We start from the raw sequence: 25,583 nt of genomic DNA, 5'->3' as shown, positions 1-25,583 counted from the left end.
GAGGGCGCGTTTCATCGACGGGGAATATCGCATGGACAGACGGAAGTTTAATTCGGTTGGATGGCCTGTGCTGCTGGGAGTTCCCTGGCTGCCCCTGGGCCAGGCCCGGGCCCTGACACTGGAGGAGCTGAGCCAGGGCGAGGCGGTGCGTGCCCTCAAGGCCGCATTGGAACGGGGTGCGCGCAGCGCCGTAGGCCAGCTCGGCCAACTCAACGGCTTTCTGGGCAACGAGAAAGTCCGGATTCCCTTACCACGGCAGTTGCTGGACGCCGAGCAGATGCTGCGCACCTTCGGCCAGGGGGAGCGTCTGGACGAGCTGGTGACGACCATGAACCGCGCGGCCGAGGCCGCCGTGCCCATGGCGCAGGAGCTCATGCTGGGTGCGGTGCGCGGCATGACGGTGGCGGACGGCAAGAAGATCCTCGGAGGTGGTGACACCTCGGTAAGCACCTTCTTTGCGGAGAGGACGCGCCTGCCGCTGGGGCAGAAATTCCTGCCCGTGGTCACGCGCAGCACGGAGAAAGTCGGCCTGGCCGGCCAGTACAACCACATCGCTGGCAAGGCGGCCGATTTCGGCCTGTTGCGCCGCGAGGACGCGAGCATTGAACAATACGTCACCGGCAAAGCCCTGGACGGCCTTTACCTCGTGATCGGCGAGGAAGAACGCAAGATCCGGCGCGATCCGGTCGCCACGGGCAGTGCCTTGCTGGGCAAGGTCTTTGGCGCACTCAAGTAGTGCGCCAAAGACCTTCTGTCCGTATCGGCAAGGATAATCCCCGGATGCACCGATGTTTCCTGTTTCTGGGTCTTTGCGCCCAGCTGGCTGCCTGCAGCCCCTCCCTCAACTGGCGCGAAGTCCGGCCAGCCGGCGGCGATCTCCAAGCCATGCTGCCCTGCAAGCCCGACCAGGGCAGCCGGCGCCAGAGCTTGGCGGGCCGCGAGCTTGAAGTTCACATGCTGGGTTGCGAGGCCGGGGGCGCCCTGTACGCCGTATCCGTGGCCGATCTTGCAGACGGAGGGCAAGCCTTGGCCGTCCAGGTGCAATGGCAGGCCAATCTGCTGGGCAATATGCAGGCCGTCAGCGCATCGAACAGCGCCTGGAGGTTGAAGGGCGCGAGTGCCACGCTGGCACCCGTGCGCCTGAGTGCGCAAGGGGCGGGGTCCGACGGCCGCCCGGTGGCGGCACAGGCCGTATGGTTCGTGCGCGGCACGCGCCTGTACCACGCCGTCGTCTACGCCGAACGCATCAGCACCGAGATGAGCGAACCCTTCTTCGGTGGTCTGGAGCTGCCATGAGCGTCCTGAGTCGCCGTGCGGCCGTGCTGGTGTTCCTGGCCTTCGCCTTCACCTATTTCTTCTCGGCCCTGATCCGCTCCATCACGGCCACGCTCTCTCCGCAGCTGACCCAGGAGTTCTCACTGCAGGCGCGCGACCTCGGCTTGCTGGCCGGGGGCTACTTTCTCGGGTTTGCCGCCATGCAACTGCCCCTGGGGCGCTGGCTGGACCGGCAGGGGCCGAAGACCGTCATCCTGGGTTTCCTGGCCGTGGCCGTCGCTGGTTGTCTGGCATTTGCACAGGCCACGAGCCTGGTCGGTCTGCTGCTGGCGCGGGTGCTCTGCGGGGTCGGTCTGGCCGCCTGCCTGATGGCGCCGCTGACCGGTTTCAGGCGCTGGCTGGATCCGGTCAGCCAGCTGCGGGCCAACTCCTGGATGCTCATGACGGGTTCCATGGGCATGGTGGCCTCGACGCTGCCGGTGCAGTGGTTGTTGCCGGTCTATGGCTGGCGACCGCTGTTCTGGGGGCTGGCGGCTCTGCTGCTGCTGTCGATGGTTGTCATCGCCTGGCATGTGCCGCGCTGGCAAAAGGCGGCAGACGGCGCTGACGCAGGCAAAGCGGCGGGCAGTTATGCGGAGGTCTGGCGCCATCCCTATTTCCGTCGCCTTACCCCGCTGGGATTTTTCAATTACGGCGGCATGGTTGCCATCCAGACCCTGTGGGCCGTGCCCTGGATGATCCGGGTCGGCGGCTACACGCCCGTGCAGGCCGCGACCGGTCTGTTCTGGATCAATGTCACGATGCTGGTCGCCTTCTGGTCCTGGGGCCTGCTGATCCCGCGCCTGAGCCGGCGCGGTGTGCAGACCAGCCAGTTGATCACCTGGGGCACGCCGCTGAGTCTGCTCGCGCTGGCGGTCATCGTGGTCGCCGGTGAAGCGGCTGCGACGCATGCGGGTCTGCTGTGGGCCTTGTTCTGCGTAAGCTCCACTTTTCTCTCGCTGGCGCAACCGGCCGTGGGCATGGCCTTCGCCGCCGAGCTGGCCGGGCGGGCTCTGTCGGCTTACAACCTGGTCATCTTTGCCGGCGTGTTCGTGGTGCAGTGGGGCATCGGCCTGCTGATCGATGCCTTTGTCGCGCAGGGCTGGGCGCAGGCGCAGGCTTTCCAGGGCGCGCTGGGCGTCTTCCTGCTGCTGAACCTGTTGTCCTACCTCTATTTCCTGATGGCGAAAAAGACATAATCAGGCCAGCATGAACAATGGCATCGTGATCATCGCCCACGCCCCGCTGGCCAGTGCGCTGCGCCAGTGCGTGGCCCACGTGTTTCCCGAGCGGGTGGGGGGCGTGGTGGCCGTGGATGTGCTGCCGGATGCGCCGGTGGCCCTGAGCGTGGCGCAGGCGCGGCAGGCGATCGAAGTCCTGGGCCGGGCGCCCTTGTTGCTGCTGACCGATGTGCTGGGCGCCACGCCCAGCAATGTGGCGCGCCAATTGCAGGAGGGACGCCAGGCACGGTTGCTGGCTGGCGCGAACCTGCCGATGGTGCTGCGTGCCGTGACCTACCAGCACGAACCGCTGGAAGAACTGATGGCGCGTGCCCTGCAAGGCGGTACCCAGGGTGTGCTGCAGGTGAAGGCGAGCGAAACGATTTGAACGATACGAAGCGGGAGCCCAAAGAATGATCAAGGCCAATGCCACCATCAGCAACAAGCTCGGGCTGCATGCCCGTGCTTCGGCCAAACTCACCAAGATGGCCGGCAGCTTCCCCTGCGAGGTCTGGCTGGCGCGCGGCGAGCGGCGCGTGAATGCCAAAAGCATCATGGGTGTGATGATGCTGGCAGCCGGTTTGGGCAGCGCGGTCGAGATCGAGGCCCAGGGCGAGCGTGCCCAGGAAGCCGTGGACGCGCTGCTCGCGCTGATCAACGACAAGTTCGGCGAAGGCGAGTGATATGACCCCCACAGTCGCCCGCTGCGCGTGGCTCCCTGGACATGGCGCCGCAAGACGCAGCGTCTCTTCCGCCTGTCCCGGCCTGCGCGGGCAGGCCGAGAGCCGCAGGCGTGAGCCCCGAGGGTGCCGCGTTTCGCCTTGGGACGGTCCGGCGGCGAAACAAGTAAGGTGGGCGGCATGACCTTCTCCATCCACGGACTCGCAGTCGCACGCGGCATCGCCATCGGGCGGGCTGTGCTGGTGGCCAGCAGCCGGGTGGACGTGGCGCATTACTTCATCGAGCCCGCCCAAGTGGAGCGCGAGATCGAGCGTGTGCGGCGCGGGCGCGACGCGGTGGTCGACGAGCTCCATCGTTTGCAGCAGACCATCTCGCAGCTGGGCCCCAAGGACGCGCCGCATGAACTGAGGGCCCTGCTCGACGTGCACCTCATGCTGCTGCAGGACGAGGAGATGGTGGGCGGCGTCAAGCACTGGATCCGCGACCGGCTCTACAACGCCGAATGGGCGCTGACCACCCAGCTGGAGATGGTGGCGCGGCAGTTCGACGAGATGGAAGACGAGTATCTGCGCGAGCGCAAGGCCGACCTCGAACAGATCACCGAAAAGGTTCTGCGCGCCATGCTGGGCCAGACCACCTCCGGCCTGCCCGCGGGCATTGCCGCTACCCGCAAGACGTCCTCGGCGGAGTTGCAGCTGGAGGACACGGACACGCCGCTGGTGCTGATCGCGCACGAGATCTCGCCTTCGGACATGCTGCAGTTCAAACAGGGCCTGTTCGCAGGTTTTGTCACCGACGTCGGCGGCAAGACCTCGCACACCGCCATCGTGGCGCGCAGCATGGACATCCCGGCCGTGGTGGGCGCGCGCACGGCCAGCCAGCTGGTGCGCCAGGACGACTGGGTCATCATCGACGGTGATGCCGGCGTGGTGATCGTCGATCCTTCGCCCATCATCCTGGCCGAATACCAGTACAAACAGCGCCAGCTCGATCTGGAGCGCAGCCGCCTGGGGCGGCTGCTGGACACGCCGGCCGTCACGCTGGACGGCGAGAAGGTCGAGCTGCTGGCCAATATCGAGATGCCCGAAGACGCGCATGCCGCCATGAAGGCCGGCGCTGTCGGCGTCGGCCTGTTCCGCAGCGAATTCCTCTTCATGGGGCGCCACGGGCACCTGCCCGATGAGGAGGAGCAGTACCGGGCCTATTGCCGTGCCGTCGAGGGCATGGGGGGGCTGCCGGTCACCATCCGCACCGTGGACATCGGCGCCGACAAACCGATGGACAGCACCGTCATCGAAGGCAACCACCTCAACCCGGCCCTGGGACTGCGTGCCATACGCTGGAGCCTGGCCGACCCCTCCATGTTCCTGACCCAGCTGCGCGCCATCCTGCGTGCTGCCGCGCACGGGCCGGTCAAGATGCTGATCCCCATGCTGGCGCACCTGAGCGAGATCCGTCAGACGGTGGCCCTGGTCGAACAGGCGCGCGCCGAGCTGCAGCGCGAGGGCCTCCCCTGCGGGCCGGTGCTGCTGGGCGCCATGATCGAAATCCCGGCGGCGGCGCTGACTCTCAAGACTTTCCTGAAACATTTCGACTACCTGTCGGTCGGCACCAACGACCTGATCCAGTACACCCTGGCGATCGATCGTGCCGACGAGTCGGTGGCGCATCTCTACGATCCCCTGCACCCCGCGGTCCTGCGACTGCTGGCCGACACGATTGCCGAATGCCGCGCGCAGGGCAAGGACGTCAGTGTCTGCGGCGAGATGGCCGGTGACGTGGCCATGACACGGCTGCTGCTCGGCCTGGGCCTGCGCAGTTTTTCCATGCATCCGGCCCAGATCCTGGCGGTCAAGCAGGAGGTGCTGCGCGCCGACACCAACCGCCTGCAGCCCTGGGCGCAGACGGTGCTGAACGCCGACGAGCCGTCGGCGGCCATGGGCTGCTGATCGGAGGAAAGGTCGGGCCGGCTTCAGCGCGCCAGGCTGGCGGCGTGGGCCTGCTGGTCGGCGTGGTAGCTGGAGCGCACCATGGCGCCCACGGCAGCGTGCGTGAAGCCCATCTTGTAGGCCGCTTCCTCGAACCTCCTGAAGGTGTCGGGGTGCACATAGCGCTTGACAGGCAGGTGCGACGTCGATGGCGCGAGGTACTGGCCGATGGTCAACATCTCGATATTGTGGGCGCGCATGTCGCGCATCACCTCGAGAATTTCCTCGTCGGTCTCGCCCAGGCCCACCATCAGGCCGCTCTTGGTCGGCACCTCGGGGAACAGGGCCTTGAACTTCTTGAGCAGGTTCAGTGAAAACTGGTAGTCGCTGCCGGGGCGGGCTTGCTTGTACAGGCGCTGCACGGTTTCCATATTGTGGTTCATCACGTCCGGCGGCGCGGCTTTGAGGATCTCCAGTGCGCGGTCGTCGCGGCCGCGGAAATCGGGCACCAGCACCTCGATCTGTGTTTGTGGCGAGAGTTCGCGTGTCTTGCGGATGCAGTCGACAAAGTGGCCGGCACCGCCGTCGCGCAGATCGTCACGGTCCACGCTGGTGATCACCACGTACTTGAGCTTGAGCGCGGCGATGGTCTTGGCCAGGTTCGCGGGCTCGTTGACGTCCAGCGGGTCGGGGCGGCCGTGGCCGACGTCGCAGAAGGGGCAGCGGCGCGTGCACTTGTCGCCCATGATCATGAAGGTGGCCGTGCCCTTGCCGAAGCATTCGCCGATATTGGGGCAGCTGGCTTCCTCGCAGACCGTGACGAGCTTGTTCGTGCGCAGGATGTCCTTGATCTCGTAGAAGCGCGTGCTCGGCGAGCCGGCCTTGACGCGGATCCAGTCGGGCTTCTTGAGCACCTCCCCGGCTTCCACCTTGACGGGGATGCGCGAGAGCTTGGCGGCGGCCTTCTGTTTGGCGGCCGGGTCGTAGGTCTCGACGCTTTGCGCTTCGCGCACGGTGGTGGGGGTGCTCATGGCTTGCCTTCAGGGCTGGAGATGGTTCTGGAGCTTGTGGCTCAGTACATGGGCCACGTCGGCCCAATCAGCGGGAACCCCGATTGTAGAAAGATCCACACTTTGCAGCCCGGCGTAGCCGCAGGGGTTGATCCGCGTGTAGGGTTCCAGGTCCATGGCCACGTTGAGCGCCAGGCCGTGGTAGGTGCAGTTGCGGCTGACCTTGATGCCCAGGGCGGCGACCTTGCCCAGGCCCGTGAAATCGGGCGTGCCGCCGGTTTTGCCCTGCTGCGGGCGCTGGGGCAGGGGGGCATGACCGCGCGGGTCGTCCAGGCGCACATAGATGCCGGGCGCACCGGCCACGCGGTGACCGGTCACGCCGTAATGGGCCAGGGTGCGGATCACGGCCTCTTCGATGCGGTAGACGTATTCCTTGACGAAGTAGCCCGCGCGCTTGAGGTCGATCAAGGGGTAGGCCACGATCTGGCCGGGCCCGTGATAGGTGATCTGGCCGCCCCGGTTGGTGGCCACCACCGGGATGTCGCCCGGCATCAGCACATGGTCGGCCTGGCCGGCCAGGCCCTGGGTGTAGACGGGCGGGTGTTCGCAGATCCAGAGCGCGTCGGGTGTGTCGGCGGTGCGCGTCGCGGTGTAGTCCCGCATGGCCGTATAGGTCGGCGCATAGTCCACCCGGCCGAGCAGACGGACCTCCATCAGAGCACGACCTTGACCATGGGGTGGGTGGACAGGGTCCGATAGAGCTCGTCGAGCTGTTCGCGGCTGGTGGCGTTGATGGTGATGGTCACGCCCAGGTAGTTGCCACCCTTGCTTTCGCGCAGTTCGATGGTGGAAGCATCGAAGCCAGGGTCGAACTGGCGCGCGACGGTGGTGATGGCATGCACAAAACCCTCGGCCTTGGCGCCCATCACCTTGATGGGGAAGCGGCAGGGGTACTCGATCAGGGTGTCGGCGCGCGAGGGGCTGGGGGGCTGGAGGCTCATGCGGGGCGGCGCAGGCGGGCCTGCAGCTTGGCGGCCTGGTAGCCGGCATAAAGTTGGGCGTAGACGGGGCCGGGCTGTCCGTTCCCCGCGGGCTGGCCGTCGATACGGGTCACAGGCAGCACCTCCTTGGTGGCTGAACTCAGCAAGACCTCGTCCGCGCCCAGCACCTCCTCGCGGGAGATGCGGCGCAGTTCGAAAGGGATGCCGTGTGTGCCGCAGATCTCTTCGAGCAGGCCGTAGCGTATGCCTTCGAGCACGAGGTGGTCTTTGGGCGGGCCGAAGACCACGCCACCCTTGACGATCCAGACGTTGCTGGAAGCGGCTTCGCTGAGGAAACCGTCCCGGAACAAAATGGTCTCGGTGGCCTCGGCATCCACGCTGATCTGGCGCGCCAGCACGGCCGCCAGCAGGCTGGTGCTCTTGATATGGGCTTTCTGCCAGCGGAAATCCTCGGCCGTCACGCAGGCCACGCCCTCGCGGCGCTGGGTCTCGGCGGGGGGCTTCATGACGTTGGTCATGACAAAAACCGTGGGGGTCAGGCCAGGCAGCATGGCATGGTCGCGCATGGCCACGCCGCGCGTGACCTGGACATAGACCATCTGCGTCAGCTTTTCCGGGTCCTCGCCGGTGCTGTGTGCGTAGTCGGCCACCAGCCGCTCGGCAATCTCGCGCCACTGGGCGCGCGTGTGAGGATTCGGGATGCTCAACTCGGCCAGGCTGCGGTCCAGCCGGGCCATGTGCTGCTCGAAGCGGAACAGGCAGCGGCCATAGACCGGGACCACTTCGTAGACGCCGTCGCCAAAGATGAAGCCACGGTCCATGACGCTGACTTTTGCATCGGGCAGCAGTGTGTACTCACCATTCAAGTGGCAAGGCAGAGCGGGGAGGGCGGGTGTGGGCATGGTGAAATTATCGCAGCACGGCGGGGGCGGCCCGGGCATGGCCGCGGGCTTGACGGGGCGCCGCTCCGGTGGCTGACACACATGGGGGCACTTTTTTATAGTTCTAGTCAGGAAATGGCCGGGCAGGGCGGGTTTCTACGTATAATCTAAGGCTTTGTTGCGCTGTCCAGGCTGGATCCGGGTGTGATTTGACATGTCGAAAATAACACCAGAACGGCGGGGTAGCGCGCAAGACGAGGCTGCGGAGTCGGACTTCACGCCGCTGAGCGCCCAAGAGGCGCAAGTGCTGCGGGAGCGCAATCCATCGGTGTCTCCCTGGTGGGTGGTGCTGACTCAGGTGGTGGTCGGGGCTGTGGCGGCTTTGCTGGCCTGGCTGCTGACCGGTACACCTTCGGTGGCCTGGTCTCTTGCATATGGTGCGCTGGCGGTTGTGCTGCCGGCAGCCGTGTTCGCACGGGGACTGACCGGTCGCCTGTCTTCGGTGAATCCGAAGACGGCAGCCATGGGCTTCCTGGTGTGGCAAATGGTCAAGTTGGCCTTGACGCTGGCAATGTTGGTTGCCGCGCCCGGGTTGGTGGTGGCGCTGAGCTGGCCGGCATTGCTGGTGGGCCTGGTGCTGGCGTTGAAGGTGTATTGGGTTGCGCTGAAGTTCGCGCCCCGGAACGTGAAACAAAAAGACGAGTAATCAGATGAGTGCTGAAACCGGACCGACCGCAGGTGAATACATCGTTCACCACCTGCAACACCTGCAGAACCAGGCGCCCAAGGCGGTAGCCGACTTCTCTGTCTTCAATTTCGACTCCCTGGTCTTCTCCACCCTCCTGGGTGTGGTGGGCTGCTGGCTGCTCTGGCTGGCCGCGCGCAAGGCCACCTCGGGCGTGCCCGGCCGTTTTCAGGCTGCGGTGGAAATCCTGGTCGAGATGGTGGACGCCCAGGCCAAAGGCATCGTGCACAACGCCAACAGCCGCAAGTTCGTGGCGCCCCTGGCCCTGACGGTGTTTGTCTGGATTTTCCTGATGAACGCCATGGACCTGCTGCCAGTGGACCTGCTGCCCTGGATCTGGGGCCAGATCTATGAGGCGGCGGGACATGATCCGCACCATGCCTACCTGCGGTCCGTGCCCACGGCCGATCTGTCCGGCACCATGGGTCTGTCGCTGGCCGTGCTGCTGATCTGCCTGTACTACAACATCAAGATCAAGGGCGCTGGCGGCTGGATCCACGAGCTGTTCACGGCCCCTTTCGGTTCGCACCCCCTGCTGTGGCCCTTCAACTTCCTGATGCAGATCATCGAGTTCGTGGCCAAGACCGTTTCGCACGGCATGCGACTGTTCGGCAATATGTACGCCGGCGAACTGATCTTCATGCTGATCGCCCTGATGGGTGGCGCCTGGTCCCTGTCGGCCACCGGCATTGCCCTGGCGGTCGGCCACATCATTGCAGGCTCCGCGTGGGCGATCTTCCACATCCTGATCATCACGCTGCAGGCCTTTGTGTTCATGATGCTCACCCTGGTCTACATCGGCCAGGCGCACGACGCACACTGAGTCCGGCTGCAATATTTTTCGTTTTTCCTTTTCTTTTTAACCAAGTCCTCTAGGAGTCATCATGGAAGTTATCAGCTTTGTCGCTCTGGCCGCTGGCCTGATCATTGGTCTGGGTGCTGTCGGCGCTTGTATCGGTATCGGCATCATGGGCAGCAAGTACCTTGAGTCCGCCGCTCGCCAGCCCGAACTGATGGGCGAACTGCAGACCAAGATGTTCCTGCTGGCCGGTCTGATCGACGCTGCTTTCATTATCGGTACCGGTATCGCGCTGTGGTTCGCCACTGCCAACCCCTTCCTGGCCCAGATCGCCAATCTGCCGAAGTAAGCATCCTCCAGACCTAAAACATTCCCCGGCGCGCATGGGTGCGTCAGGGTGAAGGATGAAACATGAGCATTACCGGTACCCTCATCATTCAGATGATCGTGTTCCTGATCCTGGTCGGGTTCACGATGAAGTTTGTGTGGCCCCCGATTGCCAAGGCGCTGGATGAGCGTGCACAGAAGATCTCCGAGGGTCTTGCCGCTGCCGACAAGGCCAAGTCCGAGCTGAGCGCCGCCAACAAGCGCGTGGAAGACGAGCTGGCCAAGACGCGCAACGAGACGGCCACCCGTCTGGCCGACGCCGAGCGTCGCGCCCAGGCCATCATCGAAGAAGCCAAGACGCGGGCGACCGAAGAGGGCAACAAGATCGTGGCCGCCGCCAAGGCCGACGCCGAGCAGCAGACCGTCAAGGCGCGTGAGGCCCTGCGCGAGCAGGTGGCCGCACTGGCCGTCAAGGGCGCCGAGCAGATCCTGCGCAAGGAAGTCAACGCCGGCGTCCACGCGGACCTGCTGGGTCGTTTGAAGACTGAGCTGTAAGAAGGACTCCCATGGCTGAACTTGCCACCATTGCCCGTCCCTACGCTGAAGCGCTGTTCAAGGCTGCCTCGGCTGATCTGGCCGGCACGGCAGTCTGGGTCGACGAGCTGGCTGTCATTGCGGGCAATCCGCAACTGCAGCAGTTTGCCGACAACCCGAATGCGACGGCCCAGCAGGTCTTCGACGTGATCGCCGGGGTGGCCAAGGCCTCCCTGAACGATGCTGCGAAGAACTTTCTGCGCACCGTCATCGACAACGGTCGCCTGAGCGTGCTGCCCGAGATCGCCGCCCAGTTTCGCGCCCTGAAGAACGCCCAGAGTGGTTCTTCGGATGCCGTCGTGTACAGCGCTTTTGCCATTGATGGCGCTGCGCTGGGCGATGTCAGGGCGACGCTGGAAAAACGTTTCGGCCGCAAGCTGAACGTGTCCGTCGAATTGCAACCCGAACTGATCGGTGGCATCCGCGTGGTGGTCGGTGACGAGGTGCTCGACACTTCCGTCAAGGCCCGTCTGGAACAAATGAAAGTGGCTCTCACGGCCTGAGGCATCCCGCCCGAGCTGTCAGCCCAACCTAGGAAAGAAGGAAAGAGTCATGCAACTCAATCCCGCAGAAATCTCTGAACTGATCAAGAGCCGGATCCAAGGCCTGTCTGCCAGCGCCGACATCCGCAACCAGGGTACCGTGGTGTCCGTGACCGACGGCATCTGCCGTATTCACGGCCTGTCCGACGTGATGCAGGGCGAAATGCTCGAATTCCCGGCCGGCAAGGATGGTCAGCCCACCTACGGCCTGGCCCTGAACCTCGAGCGCGACTCCGTCGGCTCCGTGATTCTGGGCGAGTACGAGCACATCTCCGAAGGCGACACCGTCAAGTGCACGGGCCGTATTCTGGAAGTGCCGGTCGGCCCCGAGCTGATCGGCCGTGTGGTCAACGCCCTGGGTCAGCCCATCGACGGCAAGGGCCCGATCAACGCCAAGATGACCGACGTGATCGAAAAGGTCGCCCCCGGCGTGATCGCCCGCCAGTCGGTGGACCAGCCCATGCAGTCCGGCCTGAAATCGATCGACGCCATGGTGCCGGTCGGTCGCGGCCAGCGCGAGCTGATCATCGGCGACCGCCAGACCGGCAAGACCGCCGTGGCCATCGACGCGATCATCAACCAGAAGGGTCAGAACATGACCTGCGTTTATGTCGCCATCGGCCAGAAGGCCTCCAGCGTCAAGAACGTGGTGCGGGCCCTGGAACAGGCCGGCGCCATGGCCTACACCATCGTGGTGGCCGCTACCGCCTCCGAGTCCGCCGCCATGCAGTACGTGTCGGCCTACTCCGGCTGCACCATGGGCGAGTACTTCCGCGACCGCGGCCAGGACGCCCTGATCGTCTATGACGACCTGTCCAAGCAGGCCGTGGCCTACCGTCAGGTTTCGCTGCTGCTGCGCCGCCCCCCGGGCCGCGAAGCCTACCCCGGCGACGTGTTCTATCTGCACAGCCGTCTGCTGGAGCGTGCCGCTCGTGTGAACGCCGACTACGTCGAAGCCTTCACCAAGGGTGCCGTCAAGGGCAAGACCGGTTCGCTGACCGCGCTGCCGATCATCGAGACGCAGGCCGGTGACGTGTCCGCCTTCGTTCCGACCAACGTGATCTCGATCACCGACGGCCAGATCTTCCTGGAAACCAGCCTGTTCAACGCCGGTATCCGCCCCGCCATCAACGCCGGTATCTCGGTGTCGCGCGTCGGTGGTGCTGCCCAGACCAAGCTGGTCAAGAACCTGTCCGGCGGTATCCGTACCGACCTGGCCCAGTACCGTGAGCTGGCTGCCTTCGCGCAGTTCGCTTCGGATCTGGACGAGGCCACCCGCAAGCAGCTGGACCGCGGCGCCCGCGTGACCGAACTGCTCAAGCAGGCCCAGTACAGCCCGCTGTCCATCAGCCTGATGGCCGCCTCGCTGTTCGCCGTCAACAAGGGTTTCCTGGACGACATCGAAGTCAAGAAGGTGCTGCCCTTCGAGCATGGCCTGCACGGCTATCTCAAGGACAAGCATGCCGCGCTGCTGGCCAAGCTGGAAGCAGCCAAGGCCATGGACAAGGATGCCGAAGCCGAGTTGAGCACTGCGATTGCAGCGTTCAAGAAGACCTTCGCCTAAAACCTAAAACTTTGCGGGACGGAACGGAAGCGAAGCGCAAGCTCTGTCCTCGACTGACTAGGAACATTTATGGCAGCAGGTAAGGAAATACGCGGCAAGATCAAATCGGTGGAGAACACCAAGAAGATCACCAAGGCCATGGAAATGGTGGCCGCGTCCAAGATGCGCAAGGCACAGCAGCGTATGCGCGCTGCTCGCCCCTACAGCGAGAAGGTGCGCAACATTGCCGCCAATCTCGGCAAGGCCAACCCGGAGTACACGCATCCGTTCATGCAGGTGAACGATGCCAGGACGGCCGGCATGATCGTCGTGACGACCGACAAGGGCCTGTGCGGCGGTCTCAACACCAACGTGCTGCGCGGCGTGACCACCAAGTTGCGCGAGCTGCAGGCTGAGGGCGTCAGCCTGCAGGCGGTGGCCATAGGCAACAAGGGGCTGGGCTTCCTCAACCGCATCGGCGCCAAGGTGGTCTCGCAGTCGACCCAACTCGGTGACACGCCGCATCTGGACAAGCTGATCGGCCCGGTCAAGGTGCTGCTCGACGCCTACTCGCGTGGTGAACTGAATTCGGTGTACCTGTGCTACACCAAGTTCATCAACACCATGAAGCAGGAGCCGGTGGTCACCCAGTTGCTGCCGCTGTCAGCCGCCAAGATGGAGGCCGAGGCGCAAGCCAGCGGTCCCCAGCATGGTTGGGACTACATCTACGAACCCGATGCTCAGGCCGTCATTGACGAACTGCTGCTGCGTTACGTGGAGGCGCTGGTTTACCAGGCCGTGGCCGAGAACATGGCCTCGGAGCAGTCGGCCCGCATGGTGGCCATGAAGGCTGCCACCGACAACGCAGGCAGCGTGATCGGTGAACTCAAGCTGGTCTACAACAAGACACGTCAGGCGGCGATCACGAAAGAGCTGTCGGAAATCGTGGCGGGTGCGGCGGCTGTTTAAAACAGCTCTCCGGTCTGACCTTTGGTACGTTAAAGATTCAAATTTTTGGAGCGAAAAATGGCTCAAGCAAACTCGCAAGTGCAGGGAAAAATTGTTCAGTGTATTGGCGCCGTGGTGGACGTCGAGTTCCCCCGCGACAAGATGCCCAGCATCTATGACGCACTGAAAATGGACGGTTCGTCCCTGACGCTGGAAGTGCAGCAGCAGCTCGGCGATGGCATCGTGCGTACCATTGCCCTGGGTTCGTCCGACGGCCTGCGCCGCGGCATGATCGTGCAGAACACCGAGAAGCCCATCATGGTGCCGGTGGGCAAGGCCACCCTGGGCCGCATCATGGACGTGCTGGGTGCGCCGATCGACGAGCGCGGTCCGGTGAATGCCGAGAAGACCATGTCGATCCACCGCAAGGCCCCGGCTTACGACGAACTGAGCCCCTCGCAGGAGCTGCTGGAAACCGGCATCAAGGTGATCGACCTGGTGTGCCCGTTCGCCAAGGGCGGCAAGGTCGGCCTGTTCGGCGGCGCCGGCGTGGGCAAGACCGTGAACATGATGGAGCTGATCAACAACATCGCCAAGGCGCACTCGGGTCTGTCCGTGTTTGCCGGCGTGGGCGAGCGTACCCGTGAGGGCAACGACTTCTATCACGAGATGGCCGACTCCGGCGTCGTGAAGCTCGACAACCTGGCCGAATCCAAGGTGGCCATGGTCTACGGCCAGATGAACGAGCCCCCGGGCAACCGTCTGCGCGTGGCCCTGACCGGTCTGACCATCGCCGAGTCCTTCCGCGACGAAGGCCGTGACGTGCTGTTCTTCGTGGACAACATCTACCGCTACACCCTGGCCGGTACCGAAGTGTCCGCCCTGCTGGGCCGTATGCCTTCCGCCGTGGGCTACCAGCCGACGCTGGCCGAGGAAATGGGCCGTCTGCAGGAGCGCATTACCTCCACCAAGGTCGGCTCGATCACCTCGATCCAGGCCGTGTACGTGCCGGCCGACGACCTGACCGACCCGTCCCCCGCCACCACCTTCGCCCACCTGGACTCCACCGTGGTGCTGAGCCGTGACATCGCCTCGCTGGGTATCTACCCCGCCGTGGATCCGCTGGATTCCACCAGCCGCCAGCTGTCGCCCGACGTCGTCGGTGAAGAGCACTACAACACGGCCCGCGCCGTGCAGGGCACGCTGCAGCGCTACAAGGAACTGCGTGACATCATCGCGATTCTGGGCATGGACGAACTGGCGCCGGAAGACAAGCTGACCGTGGCCCGCGCCCGCAAGATCCAGCGTTTCCTGTCGCAGCCCTTCCACGTGGCCGAGGTGTTCACGGGTTCCCCGGGCAAGTACGTGCCCCTGTCGGAAACCATCCGTGGTTTCAAGATGATCGTCAACGGCGAGTGCGACCACCTGCCCGAGCAGGCCTTCTACATGGTCGGCACCATCGACGACGCCTTCGAAAAAGCCAAGAAGATCTAATCCCGCGGGCCTACCGGAGTCACCATGAACACGATCCACGTCGATGTGGTCAGTGCCGAAGATGCCATCTTCTCGGGTGAGGCGCGTTTTGTCGCCCTGCCCGGCGAAGCCGGCGAACTCGGCATCTACCCGCGTCACACCCCGCTGATCACGCGCATCCGGCCCGGCTCGGTGCGCATCGAAATGGCTGACGGCAAGGAAGAGTTCGTCTTCGTCGCCGGCGGCATCCTCGAAGTGCAGCCTGACTGCGTCACCGTCCTGTCCGACACCGCCGTGCGCGGCAAGGACCTGGACGAGGAGAAGGCCAACGAAGCCAAGCTGGCCGCCGAAGAAGCGATCAAGAACGCCAAGAGCGAGATCGATATCGCGCGCGCCACTTCCGAGCTGGCCATCGCCGTGGCCGAAATGGCGGCGGCTCGCAAGTTCCTGCAGAAGAAGTAAACCCAGTACCGCCGCGGTCCGTATGGCCGCGCTGCAAGCAAGGCCCTGTCGTGTGAACGCAGGGCCTTTGTCTTTTCAGACCGGCTTGCCAGGCAGGGCGGGACGTGGCGTCAGGCCCGTCACCCGGGCCGTCAGGCTGGAAGGGAAGCTGTCCAGCAGCGCGTTGTACTGCTGGGTGGCCAGGCTGTAGCGGTTGCGGGCCACGGTGATGCGGTTCTCCAGGCCTTCGAACTGGCCCACCATGGGCAACAGGCCGGGCGCACGGCGAGCCGCCTGCAGGACAGGCGCCAGGGTGGCGGTCAGCGCGGCTTGCGCAGCGGCGTGGGCTAACAACTGCGCTGCATCATCGGGCAGGGCGGGCGCGGAGGGCTGCGCGCCAGCCTGCTGACGGGCCTGGGCCAGGCCTGCCAGCAGGGCAGGGTCGAGCCCGGGCAGGGCGCGGGCCGCGCTGAGCAGATTGGCGACCAGGGCCGTGCGCTGCTGGTACAGAGGCGTCAAGGCCGACCAGGCGGCCTGGCGCTCGGCATCGAGCTGCTGGAAGTCACGGTAGCCGCAGCCGGACAGGAAAACGCAAAGCAGAAGGACGAGTGAGCAGGGCCGCATGGGGATCTCCATCAAAAGGGCGTGGCAAGAATACACCGGCGACAACCAAGGCGGGTGCGCTGGAGGAAAATCAGGCGATCGGACTTATCTGGCATGAACTACACCTCACCCCTCTGGCTGCCCGGTGGCCATCTGCAGACCATCTGGGCGGCGTTGTATGCACGCCGTGTGCATGGGCCACAGCCGCAGTTCCGGCGCGAGCGCTGGGACACGCCGGATGGCGACTTCATCGACGTTGACTGGTTGCAGGGTTCGGCGGGGAAAACCTTGCTCGTTCTTTTCCATGGGCTGGAGGGCTCCTCGCAAAGCCAATACGCAGAGGCTTTCGCCGGTTTCGCGCGCCAGAACGGCCTGGCCTATGCCGTGCCGCACTTTCGTGGCTGCAGCGGTGAACTCAATCGCGCACCACGCGCCTACCACTCGGGCGACTGGCAGGAAATCGACTGGATCCTGCGGCAGTTGCGCAGCCGGCATGCCGGCCCCATCGTGGCCCTGGGCATCTCGCTGGGCGGCAATGCGCTGATGCGCTGGGCCGGCGAGCTGGGCGAGGCGGCCGGCTCGGTTGTCAGCGCCGTGGCCAGCGTGTGCTCCCCGCTGGACCTGGCCGCTGGCGGCCACGCCATCGGGCGTGGTTTCAACCGGCAGGTCTACACGCGCATGTTCCTGCGCAGCATGAAACCCAAGGCCCTGGCCAAGTGGCATCAGCATCCCGGTCTGTTCGACCGCGAAGCCTTGCAGCGCGCGCGCGACCTCTACACTTTCGACAATCTGTTCACCGCGCCCTTGCACGGTTTCAAGAGCACCGAGGACTATTGGGCACGGGCCTCGGCCAAGCCGCACCTGCACCGCATCCGCATTCCGGCGCTGGCCCTCAACGCTCGCAACGATCCTTTTGTGCCAGCCCACAGTCTGCCGCGTTCCAGTGAAGTGGGGCAGTGGGTGACCCTGTGGCAGCCCGAGGAGGGGGGGCATGTGGGATTTCCCAACGGGCGCTGGCCTGCTCATGTGCGCACCATGCCCGAGGCTGTGGGGTCGTGGTTGTTGCAGGCGGCGGGCATCAAGGAGCCACAGCATGGATGACATCGTTCGCCAAGCCATGGCCAAATGGCCGAATGTGCCCGACTGCTACGGTTGGCTCGGGCTCGATGCGCGCGGCAACTGGTATATGCGCGATGATCGCGCCCAGGCGGCGGGCGCCTTTGACAGCGGTTTGCCAGGGGCCAAGGGCTCGCTGCTCAAGCACGAGAAGCTGATCGACTTCATCCAGCGCAACTATGCGGCCAATGCACAGGGGCACTGGTTCTTTCAGAACGGCCCGCAACGCGTCTACGTGGAGCTCGAAGCCACGCCCTGGATCTGGCGCATCGAGGACGACGGCACAGTGCGCGCGCACAGCGGCGAGTTGGTGACCGTGCAGCGCTGTGTGCTGGACGAGTCGGGGCGGGTCTATCTGCAGACTGAACGCGGCCTGGGCCTGGTGCACACGCAGGACGTGGCGCGCGCGGCCGAACGGGTGGAAGCCGGTCAGTGGTCGCCCGAGCAGGAGACCGCGGCCAGCCTGCCCGGGCGGTATGGTTATGTGCGCAGTCCACAGCGCGACAGGCCGGCACAGGGCAAGAGCCCATAATTCCCTCGTCCCCCGTCACGTGAGCGGGCACGGGGCTGACGAGGAGACACCATGCAAGTGGCACACAACACCCGGCATTTCGCGCACTGGCCTCCGGGCCTGCCCCGGCAGCTGACCCTGCCGCAGACCAACCTCTGGTACAACGTCGAGGTCTCGGCCAGGCGCTACCCGGACAAGCCCTGCATCGTCTATTACGACACGCCGCTGAGCTACGCGGAGTTTCACGACCAGTGCGAACGCATCGCCGGCTGGTTGCAGCAGGCCTGTGGTGTCAAGGCCGGTGACCGGGTGCTGCTTTATATGCAGAACAGCCCGCAGTGGGTGCTGGCCTACTACGGCATCCTGCGTGCCAACGCGGTGGTGGTGCCCATCAACCCCATGAACCGCACCGAGGAGCTGCGCCACTATGTGAGCGACAGCGGCGCCCGCGTGGCCCTGGTGGCGCAGGACCTGTACCCGCAGATGGCGCCCCTGCAGGGCGAAGCTGCAGGCCCGGGTCTGCAGCAGGTGCTGGTGGCGGCCTACAGCGACTACCTGAGCAAATCCACGGATCTGACGCTGCCGCCTTTCGTGGCCGCAGCGCGTGAGCCCATCAGCGCACCGGGCGTGACCCTGTGGGCAGACATGCTGCAGCAGAACTTGCGGCCGGGCCCGCTGACCGCCGGGCCGGACGATCTGTGCGTGATGCCCTACACCTCGGGCACCACGGGCCAGCCCAAGGGCTGCGTGCACACGCACCGCAGCGTCATGAGCACCCTGGTGGGAGGCGTGCAGTGGTTCAGCCGCACGCAGGACGCGGTCTATCTTTCGGTGCTGCCCTTCTTCCACGTCACTGGCATGGCGGGCAGCATGAACGGGCCGCTTTTCGCGGGCGCTACCGTCGTGATGCTCTCGCGCTGGGACCGCGATGTGGCGGCGCAGTGCATCCAGCGCCACCGCATCGGCATCTGGCAGGCCATCTCCACCATGGTGGTGGACTTCCTGTCCAACCCGCGCCTGGGCGAGTACGACCTGTCCAGTCTGCAGGGCGTGCGCGGCGGCGGCGCGGCCATGCCCGAGGCCATCGCCAAGAAACTCAAGGACCTGACGGGCCTGGATTATGTGGAGGGTTACGGTATGTCGGAGACGATGGCCGCCACCCACATCAACCCGCCGCACCGGCCCAAGCCGCAATGCCTGGGCATCCCGGTCTACGACGTGGACGCGCGCGTGCTGGACCCGGTGACCCTGCAGGAAGTGGCCGCCGGCGAGACCGGTGAAATCGTGGTGCACGCGCCCCAGGTCATGCAGGGCTATTGGCGTCAGCCCCAGGCCACGGAGCAGGCCTTCATCGAGATCGAGGGCCGGCGTTTTCTGCGCACTGGGGACCTGGCTTATGTGGACCAGGACGGCTATTTCTTCATGGTGGATCGCCTCAAGCGCATGATCAATGCTTCGGGCTACAAGGTCTGGCCGGCCGAAGTGGAGGCCTTGATGTACAAGCACCCGGCCATCCACGAGGCCTGCGTGATCGGCGCACACGATGTCAAACGTGGCGAGACCGTCAAGGCCCTGGTGGTGCTCAAGGAAGAGGTGCGCGGCCAGGTCAGCGAGCAGGACATCATCCAGTGGTCGCACGAGCACATGGCGGCCTACAAGAGCCCGCGTATCGTGGAGTTCGTAAGCGCCCTGCCTAAATCGGGCACAGGCAAGATCCTGTGGCGCGAGCTGCAGGAGCAGGAGCTGACGCGCAAATGAATGCCCCGCTGGAACAGGCGCTGGCCGCCCCCTTCGGCACCATCACCGGGCTGATCCAGCTGCATGCAGAGCAGGCGCCGCAGCGCCGTGCCCTGGTGCAGGATGGCCAGTCCCTGACGTATGCGGAGCTCGATGCGCGCATGGACCGTGTGGCCGCTGCTCTGCAGCGTGATGGCGTCCTGCCCGGCGAGGCCATCGCCATCTGCGCCGGCACCTCCATCGCCTATGCGGTGACTTACCTGGGCGCCCTGCGCGCGGGCGTGGTGGTGGCACCGCTGGCGCCTGGCTCCACCGCCGAAAGCCTGGCCGGCATGCTCCACGATGCAGGGGCCAAACTGCTGTTCACCGACCGCAGCGTGGCAGAGCTGCTGGGCAGCCAGGCCGCCGCCGTGCCGCGTGTCGCGCTGGATGACGCGGCGGCGGGCCGGCCCTGGACGCAATGGCTGGGCGCCCCCGGTCGCCGGCCGCAGCCTGTGCAGCTGGATGCCCAGTGGCCCTTCAACATCATCTATTCCTCAGGCACCACGGGCCAGCCCAAGGGCATCGTGCAGCCGCACGGCATGCGCTGGGCCCATGTGCAGCGCGGCGCCACCTACGGTTATGGGGCCAATACGGTGACCCTGCTGTCGACGCCGCTGTACTCCAACACCACGCTGGTCGTGTTTTTCCCCACGCTGGCCTATGGCGGCACGGTGTTGCTGATGGCCAGGTTCGATGCCGCGGCGTACCTGGCCCTGGCGGCGCAGGAGCGTGTCACGCACACCATGCTGGTGCCCGTGCAGTACCAGCGCCTCATGGCACGGCCCGATTTCGGGGGGCACGACCTGTCGAGATTCCGGATGAAGTTCAGCACCAGCGCGCCTTTCTCCGCTGCGCTCAAGGCCGATGTGCTCGAGCGCTGGCCCGGTGGCCTGGTGGAGTTCTACGGCATGACCGAGGGCGGCGGCACCTGCATCCTGGAGGCGCATCTGCACCCGGACAAGCTGCACACCGTGGGCCAGCCGGCGCAGGGGCACGACATCCGTCTGATCGACGAGGCCGGGCAGGAGGTGCCAGCCGGTGAGGCAGGCGAGGTCGTGGGGCACTCGCCCGGCATGATGAAGGGCTACCACCAGCAGCCCGAGAAGACACGCGAGGCCGAGTGGTTCGACCCCCAGGGCAAGCGTTTCATCCGCACCGGTGATGTCGGGCGCTTTGATGCCGAGGGTTTTCTGGTCCTGTTCGACCGCCGCAAGGACATGATCATCTCGGGCGGCTTCAACATCTACCCCAGCGATCTGGAGACCGTGCTGCGCCAGCACCCCGCCGTGCACGATGTGGCGGTGGTGGGCGTGTCTTCGGAGCAGTGGGGCGAGACGCCGGTGGCATTTGTGGTGCGCCAGCCCGGGCAGGAGCTCGCGGCCGAGACGCTGAAGTCATGGGCCAATGGACGCGTGGGCAAGACCCAGCGCCTGGCGGACCTGCGCTACATCGCCGAACTGCCGCGCAGCGCCATCGGCAAGGTGCTCAAGCGCGAACTGCGTGAGATGTACCGGGCCTGAGCGTTGTGTGCGCCCATGAAAAAAGCCGGTCAGCGACCGGCTTTTTTCATGGGGCAGGGAGCCGATTACTTGGCTGCTTCTGGTGCCTTGGGTTCGGCGAACTTGGCGCCGCCGGCATTGGCCATATAGACCACGGCACGGCCGATCTCGGTGTCGGAATGATCGCCACCGCCCTGCGGGGCCATGGCACCCTTGCCCTTGAGGGCGGAGGTCAGCAGCTTGTCATAGCCGGTCTTGATGCGGGCCGCCCAGGCACCCTTGTCAGCCAGTTTGGGCGCGCCAGCGGCACCGGTGGAGTGGCAGGCCGTGCACTGGGCCTTGAAGACCTCTTCACCGCTCTTGAGGGGGCGATTGGCGTCACGGATCTCGACGGTGCCGACCTTCTGCAGGCGCTCGGCCACCGACTTTTCCATATTGCTGGAACCCGCAGCGGGCTTCTTGTCGGAGGTGACAAAAAACACCAGGCCGATGATGATGAAGACGGGGGCCACGAAAGAGAAGATGGACAGCCACATCATCTGCTTGGGCGTCTTGATCGGGCCGGTGTGGTCTTCTTCGTGATGCTGCTCGCTCATGGTGTCCTCGGTAATCCTGATGGGGTAGGTCTAAATCAGCCGCTGATTATAACGGCCGCCCAGGCTGAAACCGCCTACAATGCCAGGCTCCACCGCATGCGGCTGTAGCTCAGTGGATAGAGTATTGGCCTCCGAAGCCTATGGTCACCGCCGCGTTCCGTGCACAATTGAGTATTGGTCTTTTTTCAGATTTGCGGCTGTAGCTCAGTGGATAGAGTATTGGCCTCCGAAGCCAAGGGTCGTGGGTTCGATCCCCGCCAGCCGCACCAAATCTTGGATTCTGAGTAAGCAAACAATCACATTCGGTTAAGCTTTGCTATTCCGCCAGTAATATTGCCGCCTGTTTTTCGGGCAACGACAAGGTGGACCAATCGTCGTTCGCACACCGTGCATTGACTCTGTGCCCTGTGTGTGCCACCTGTGCGCCAATTTCGGACACGTTCTTCAGCAGATATTCGAAAGATCGACTATCGGTCTTGTGCCCACGCGGAACGCCAGTCGGAAGGTGAACGCGATTTGCCAGCCCCAGCCTACTGAGCGGTAAGAACAAACCGTGCGGACTGTGACGGCGCTATATCTTGAATTCAAACCGGCTGAAATCATTCAGTCGTTTTGATTCTGCAATCTCATCGTGCGGTACCAGCAGGTAGTGCCACGGCTTGCTGCCGACGGAGGCCGCATGGTCTGACGCGTGCTTGCACCAACGCACCGCGGCAGCGGCCTTGGCCTGCACTTCCTGCGTGTCAATGTCAGTGCGCGCTTTGGTCTCGACGAGTAAGATCTTAGTGTCGATCTCCGCGACGAAGTCGGGGATGTATTCCGGCTGCTCAGTGCCTAGTTTGTAGTAGATCTGGAACTGCCCCTTGGCGGGCTTGAACCATTTCAGCGCGTCGCGTTCGAGGATGACGGCGAAGCGTCGTTCGGTGTCTGAGTCGAACTTCTGCAGCGGGTAAAGGCAGCGCGCGAAACCGCCGAAAAGCATCTGCTTGATCTTGCCCAGTTCCGTTACCGTCTCGCGGTAGTGGTGCGCCGTCTGGCCAGCCACGGCCGTGTAGTTGCAGGGCTTGAGCTCCGTGAAGCCACGGCTCACCTGCACCTCGTACTCCGTAGCCTCCTCCCAGAAGTGGGCCATCATCTCCGCATGGATCAAACGGGCCAGCTCGGCGCCGTAGGTGTCGAGCACCTCGTGAAGCTCGGCTTCCGAATATTTCTGAGCCTTGTAGTGCTCCACGGCTTGTCCGGCCAGGTCGTAGAGCAGTTCCGACTGGGTGAAGTAGTCGATGTCGTCGAAGTCGATCAGCTTCTTGACGATGTAGTCCTCGAAACGCTGCTCCTTCACGCCGGCCTCACGGCTCATAGTGAACTGCTCGTTCGTCCGCAGTTCCTGGCCCACGATCTCACGCTGACCCGGTTGGAAGTTTGGCAAGGTGCCGAGCTTGAACGGGTGGAAGCCCGTCGTCACCTCGCCAGTGGGCACCACCGCGATACGCGGGATGTCGATTGTCTGCTGAACCACGATCTCGGTGGTCTTGGCCACCACTGCGGACAGATCTAGCGCAGGGGCGCTTTCATCAGCACCCTCCAGCAGATTGCCCTGCGTTGGCTTTAACCGTTCCGCCACCTCGGCCAGGATGGCCGATTGCACTTCCGGCTTAAGCAGCGCATTGCTGGTGGGCACCAAGTCGCGCTTGACCTCGTAATTGGCGATCACCTCCATCACCATTCGCGCCGCCTGGCGCTCGCCCTCTGTCGTGAACACAGGCGCCGGCGCGGCAGGTGCCGCAGCCGCGCCGCTGTTGGCGGGGGCAGTCACAACGGTCGGCGCTTCGGTTAGCCCCAAACGAGTCATCGCTCCAGAGCCGACCTGTACGCTGACCTTCTTGTCGTCTGCACTGGGCGCCTCCAGGATCACCTGCTTCAGCCGTATTGGCGAGTCGCCCCGATTGGCCTCGTCGATGATCTCCTGGAACTTGTCGTGCGCGACGATGTTGAGGCGATCCACCGCAGCAACGCCCGTTCGCTTTCCATAGGGCAGGCGCAAACCACGGCCGATCGATTGCTCAATCAGCGTGCGTGCATTGGCCGCGCGCAATGGCACGATGGTGTAGAGGTTGGTGACATCCCAACCTTCTTTGAGCATGTTGACGTGGATGACGATCTCGGTGGGCTCGTCCACGCTTTCCACAGCCAACAACTTGGAGATCATTTCCTCCTCTTCTGCCCCCGTGCGGCTGGAGTCCACCTGGATCACTTTGTTGGCGTATCGCCCCTCGTAAAAAGCCGGGGACTCGATCAGTGCCTTGAGCTGCGTTGCGTGCGTGGTGTCCCGGGCGATCACCAGCATGAAGGGCTTCACCACCTTCACGTTGTTCTCGCGGGCGTACGTCAGCAGCTCGACCTTAGTGCTCTCGTGCAGCCGAACCCCGTCCTCCAGCTTGATCTTTTCGATCTCCTCCGCCGTATGAGCCTTGGCATCGAAGTTGCGCTGAGTAACGGCGGCCGGCTCCTTGACAAAGCCGTCTTCCATCGCCCGCGCCAGTGGGTAGTCCATTACTACATTCTTGAAGGGCACGGGGCCTCGCGTGGATTCCACAAAAGGCGTAGCCGTCACTTCAAGTCCAAACAACGGCTTCAGCTCATTGATGGAGCGCACCCCGGCACTGGCGCGGTAGCGGTGCGACTCGTCCATCAGCAGCACCAGATCGTCCAGGCTGGCCAAGTGGTTAAAGTAGCTGTCTCCCAGCACTTCGCGCATCCGCTTGATGCGGGGCTCCTTGCCACCACGCACCTCGGAGTTGATCTTGGAGATGTTGAAGATGTTGATGCGCACGTCGTGCGCAAAGCCCATCGTCTGGTCCTGAACAACAGCACCTGTCTGGTCGTAGTTGTCGCCAGTGATAATCAACGGCGGTTGCTGGGCAAACTCGGCCATACCCTTGAACACGTACTTCGGCGTGTTGCGCGTGAAGTCTGCAATCAGCTTGTTGTAGATCGTCAGATTCGGTGCCAGCACGAAGAAGTTGTTGATGCCATGAGCCAGGTGCAGGTAGGCGATGAACGCGCCCATCAGGCGCGTCTTGCCCACACCAGTGGCCAGCGAGAAGCACAGCGAGGGGAACTCGCGTTCAAAGTCCTCCAGCGTCGGGAATTCAGCCTTGAGCGTGGCAAGGATAGCCACCACATCTTGGTCGTGGCCGAGCAGCCCAGGCGCGGCTTCGATGGCGCGAACCAGCTTGGCGAGGGATTCCGCCTGTGGTGGGCGCAGAGACAGTCTGCCGGCGACGGCATTCTGGACGCGTGCATTCATTCTTCGTTCTCCCCGAACAGACCGCCTTGCTCCACGTTCGTGGCGGCGGATTTCTTGGTTTTGCGTGCCGCAGCACCGGTTGCTGGCACAGGCGCTTCGGCCGGCTCAGTTTTCTCCGCAATCGGTAGATTGGCGACGTTGAGGCTGTAGTCGTCATGGCCCCACTCACAGCGGGCTAGCACCATCTTCGGAATCTTCTTCAGCGTCAGGTTCGGCCAACGGGCGGAGGCCTGTGCAGCCGTGACGCCATGGAAGGCTGCGCAGCAGACGAGCAGACTCTGTTCGCCGCCAACTTCATCGGACAGCGCTTGTAGTTGCTCTGCTGACAGGTTTTGCGTCGTGACGTAAAGGAAGTCACGCTCACTCGAATGGCCGTGCTGCCACCACTGCACTTCCGATGGGGCATACGTGAAGCCTTCCAGTTTAGCCAGCGCCTCGGCTAGTTGTGTGGCGTTGTATTCAGGATTTATGACCGGGTTGCCCCAGCGGTCACTAACAATGAGGCTGGGCGCAAGCTTGTAGTAACGAAAACCGCCGCCGCCTTGCCAACCAACTGCCTTTGAAATGCCGCCCGGGTCTTCGTCGTCTATGACCTTCTTTATTGAGGCTTTCATAATTCATGACATCACCACAGCGTAGCCTGCATCCAGCAAGCGGCGATGATCGAGGGGCGCTTTTGCGCGCTCTTGAGCTTGTTGCGTGCGGTCGTGTGCAGCTCGCTCAGA

Annotated in this window: 26 protein-coding genes, 1 tRNA gene and 1 pseudogene; 20 read left to right on the top strand and 8 right to left on the bottom strand. The window is 64.2% G+C overall.

The window, feature by feature from the left end; all coding sequences use genetic code 11:
• Positions 1-31 precede the first annotated feature (31 nt).
• The 6 genes from ACYVH8_RS13615 to ptsP all read left to right on the top strand — a co-directional run bounded on the left by ACYVH8_RS13615 (position 32) and on the right by ptsP (position 5,164).
• The gene (locus ACYVH8_RS13615; RefSeq protein WP_460489354.1) at positions 32-736 is read left to right on the top strand and encodes a DUF4197 domain-containing protein; all 705 of its coding nucleotides are present in this window, start codon (positions 32-34) and stop codon (positions 734-736) included.
• Between the two features lie 44 nt (positions 737-780).
• Entirely contained in the window at positions 781-1,296 is a 516-nt protein-coding gene (locus ACYVH8_RS13610; protein WP_460489353.1) for a hypothetical protein, read from the top strand.
• Positions 1,293-2,513, top strand: a complete 1,221-nt coding sequence (locus tag ACYVH8_RS13605) for an MFS transporter (RefSeq protein ID WP_460489352.1) — start codon at positions 1,293-1,295, stop codon at positions 2,511-2,513. The genes ACYVH8_RS13610 and ACYVH8_RS13605 overlap by 4 nt, the downstream gene beginning before the upstream one ends.
• Positions 2,514-2,523: 10 nt before the next feature.
• Positions 2,524-2,922 carry a PTS sugar transporter subunit IIA gene (locus ACYVH8_RS13600; RefSeq protein WP_460489351.1) on the top strand — a complete coding sequence of 133 codons (399 nt, stop codon included), beginning with the start codon at positions 2,524-2,526 and terminating at the stop codon, positions 2,920-2,922.
• Between the two features lie 25 nt (positions 2,923-2,947).
• On the top strand, positions 2,948-3,217 hold the full coding sequence (locus ACYVH8_RS13595) for an HPr family phosphocarrier protein (RefSeq protein WP_460489350.1): 270 nt from the start codon (positions 2,948-2,950) through the stop codon (positions 3,215-3,217).
• Positions 3,218-3,394: 177 nt separating this feature from the next.
• Positions 3,395-5,164 carry a phosphoenolpyruvate--protein phosphotransferase gene (ptsP, locus tag ACYVH8_RS13590; protein ID WP_460489349.1) on the top strand — a complete coding sequence of 590 codons (1,770 nt, stop codon included), beginning with the start codon at positions 3,395-3,397 and terminating at the stop codon, positions 5,162-5,164.
• A gap of 23 nt (positions 5,165-5,187) precedes the next feature.
• Here ptsP and lipA read toward each other — a convergent pair whose 3' ends face one another.
• Genes lipA through ACYVH8_RS13570 form a run of 4 tightly spaced genes read right to left on the bottom strand, consistent with a single transcriptional unit; the run spans position 5,188 to position 8,056 of the window.
• The gene (gene lipA, locus ACYVH8_RS13585) at positions 5,188-6,174 is read right to left on the bottom strand and encodes a lipoyl synthase (RefSeq protein ID WP_460489348.1); all 987 of its coding nucleotides are present in this window, start codon (positions 6,172-6,174) and stop codon (positions 5,188-5,190) included.
• 9 nt (positions 6,175-6,183) lie between these two features.
• A complete protein-coding gene (gene lipB / locus ACYVH8_RS13580) occupies positions 6,184-6,867 on the bottom strand; it encodes a lipoyl(octanoyl) transferase LipB (RefSeq protein ID WP_460489347.1) in 684 nt (227 codons plus the stop codon).
• A complete protein-coding gene (locus ACYVH8_RS13575) occupies positions 6,867-7,154 on the bottom strand; it encodes an HP0495 family protein (protein WP_460489346.1) in 288 nt (95 codons plus the stop codon). The genes lipB and ACYVH8_RS13575 overlap by 1 nt, the downstream gene beginning before the upstream one ends.
• Complete coding sequence (locus tag ACYVH8_RS13570; protein WP_460489345.1) at positions 7,151-8,056, bottom strand: D-amino acid aminotransferase; 906 nt, start codon at positions 8,054-8,056, stop codon at positions 7,151-7,153. Before ACYVH8_RS13570 ends, ACYVH8_RS13575 begins: the two co-directional genes overlap by 4 nt.
• A gap of 193 nt (positions 8,057-8,249) precedes the next feature.
• Here ACYVH8_RS13570 and ACYVH8_RS13565 point away from each other — a divergent pair, with 193 nt between their 5' ends.
• The 9 genes from ACYVH8_RS13565 (at position 8,250) to ACYVH8_RS13525 (ending at position 15,468) form a co-directional block, all read left to right on the top strand.
• Positions 8,250-8,741, top strand: a complete 492-nt coding sequence (locus ACYVH8_RS13565) for an ATP synthase subunit I (RefSeq protein ID WP_460489344.1) — start codon at positions 8,250-8,252, stop codon at positions 8,739-8,741.
• A 4-nt stretch (positions 8,742-8,745) separates the two neighbouring features.
• The gene (gene atpB / locus ACYVH8_RS13560; RefSeq protein ID WP_460489343.1) at positions 8,746-9,603 is read left to right on the top strand and encodes a F0F1 ATP synthase subunit A; all 858 of its coding nucleotides are present in this window, start codon (positions 8,746-8,748) and stop codon (positions 9,601-9,603) included.
• 61 nt (positions 9,604-9,664) lie between these two features.
• Positions 9,665-9,928, top strand: coding sequence for a F0F1 ATP synthase subunit C (gene atpE / locus ACYVH8_RS13555; protein ID WP_007830191.1), 264 nt, complete (start codon positions 9,665-9,667; stop codon positions 9,926-9,928).
• 62 nt (positions 9,929-9,990) lie between these two features.
• Complete coding sequence (locus ACYVH8_RS13550; protein WP_460489342.1) at positions 9,991-10,461, top strand: F0F1 ATP synthase subunit B; 471 nt, start codon at positions 9,991-9,993, stop codon at positions 10,459-10,461.
• Between the two features lie 11 nt (positions 10,462-10,472).
• Entirely contained in the window at positions 10,473-11,003 is a 531-nt protein-coding gene (locus ACYVH8_RS13545; protein WP_460489341.1) for a F0F1 ATP synthase subunit delta, read from the top strand.
• 49 nt (positions 11,004-11,052) lie between these two features.
• Positions 11,053-12,606 (top strand): F0F1 ATP synthase subunit alpha, encoded by a 1,554-nt coding sequence (atpA, locus tag ACYVH8_RS13540; RefSeq protein ID WP_460489340.1) that lies wholly within the window; start codon positions 11,053-11,055, stop codon positions 12,604-12,606.
• A gap of 69 nt (positions 12,607-12,675) precedes the next feature.
• On the top strand, positions 12,676-13,554 hold the full coding sequence (gene atpG, locus ACYVH8_RS13535; protein ID WP_460489339.1) for a F0F1 ATP synthase subunit gamma: 879 nt from the start codon (positions 12,676-12,678) through the stop codon (positions 13,552-13,554).
• Between the two features lie 57 nt (positions 13,555-13,611).
• The gene (gene atpD / locus ACYVH8_RS13530; RefSeq protein WP_460489338.1) at positions 13,612-15,027 is read left to right on the top strand and encodes a F0F1 ATP synthase subunit beta; all 1,416 of its coding nucleotides are present in this window, start codon (positions 13,612-13,614) and stop codon (positions 15,025-15,027) included.
• 24 nt (positions 15,028-15,051) lie between these two features.
• Positions 15,052-15,468 (top strand): F0F1 ATP synthase subunit epsilon, encoded by a 417-nt coding sequence (locus ACYVH8_RS13525; RefSeq protein WP_057674112.1) that lies wholly within the window; start codon positions 15,052-15,054, stop codon positions 15,466-15,468.
• A 75-nt stretch (positions 15,469-15,543) separates the two neighbouring features.
• Here the strand turns inward: ACYVH8_RS13525 and ACYVH8_RS13520 are convergent, their stop codons facing one another.
• Positions 15,544-16,071, bottom strand: coding sequence for a LemA family protein (locus tag ACYVH8_RS13520; protein WP_460489337.1), 528 nt, complete (start codon positions 16,069-16,071; stop codon positions 15,544-15,546).
• Positions 16,072-16,164: 93 nt separating this feature from the next.
• Here ACYVH8_RS13520 and ACYVH8_RS13515 point away from each other — a divergent pair, with 93 nt between their 5' ends.
• From ACYVH8_RS13515 to ACYVH8_RS13500, 4 genes are read left to right on the top strand one after another with little or no spacing between them, the layout of a single operon-like run.
• A complete protein-coding gene (locus ACYVH8_RS13515) occupies positions 16,165-17,151 on the top strand; it encodes a YheT family hydrolase (protein WP_460489336.1) in 987 nt (328 codons plus the stop codon).
• Positions 17,144-17,698, top strand: a complete 555-nt coding sequence (locus ACYVH8_RS13510; protein WP_460489335.1) for a DUF2946 family protein — start codon at positions 17,144-17,146, stop codon at positions 17,696-17,698. The genes ACYVH8_RS13515 and ACYVH8_RS13510 overlap by 8 nt, the downstream gene beginning before the upstream one ends.
• A gap of 51 nt (positions 17,699-17,749) precedes the next feature.
• On the top strand, positions 17,750-19,435 hold the full coding sequence (locus ACYVH8_RS13505; protein WP_460489334.1) for a long-chain fatty acid--CoA ligase: 1,686 nt from the start codon (positions 17,750-17,752) through the stop codon (positions 19,433-19,435).
• A complete protein-coding gene (locus ACYVH8_RS13500; RefSeq protein WP_460489333.1) occupies positions 19,432-20,976 on the top strand; it encodes a class I adenylate-forming enzyme family protein in 1,545 nt (514 codons plus the stop codon). The genes ACYVH8_RS13505 and ACYVH8_RS13500 overlap by 4 nt, the downstream gene beginning before the upstream one ends.
• Before the next feature lie 65 nt (positions 20,977-21,041).
• Here the strand turns inward: ACYVH8_RS13500 and ACYVH8_RS13495 are convergent, their stop codons facing one another.
• Positions 21,042-21,551 (bottom strand): c-type cytochrome, encoded by a 510-nt coding sequence (locus ACYVH8_RS13495; RefSeq protein ID WP_460489332.1) that lies wholly within the window; start codon positions 21,549-21,551, stop codon positions 21,042-21,044.
• A 193-nt stretch (positions 21,552-21,744) separates the two neighbouring features.
• On the opposite strand from ACYVH8_RS13495, the gene ACYVH8_RS13490 reads away from it, so the two are divergent.
• Positions 21,745-21,820: transfer RNA gene (locus ACYVH8_RS13490), tRNA-Arg, on the top strand.
• A 302-nt stretch (positions 21,821-22,122) separates the two neighbouring features.
• On the opposite strand, the gene ACYVH8_RS13485 is transcribed toward ACYVH8_RS13490, so the two are convergent.
• Positions 22,123-24,858 carry a DEAD/DEAH box helicase gene (locus ACYVH8_RS13485; protein ID WP_460489331.1) on the bottom strand — a complete coding sequence of 912 codons (2,736 nt, stop codon included), beginning with the start codon at positions 24,856-24,858 and terminating at the stop codon, positions 22,123-22,125.
• A pseudogene (locus ACYVH8_RS13480) lies at positions 24,855-25,460 on the bottom strand (site-specific DNA-methyltransferase); the annotation flags it as partial. The pseudogene ACYVH8_RS13480 and the gene ACYVH8_RS13485, both read right to left, overlap by 4 nt.
• Positions 25,461-25,583 lie beyond the last annotated feature (123 nt).

Source organism: Curvibacter fontanus, assembly GCF_054780335.1.
Note: the sequence above shows the minus strand (reverse complement) of the source record. Positions and strands in the feature narration are given on the sequence as shown.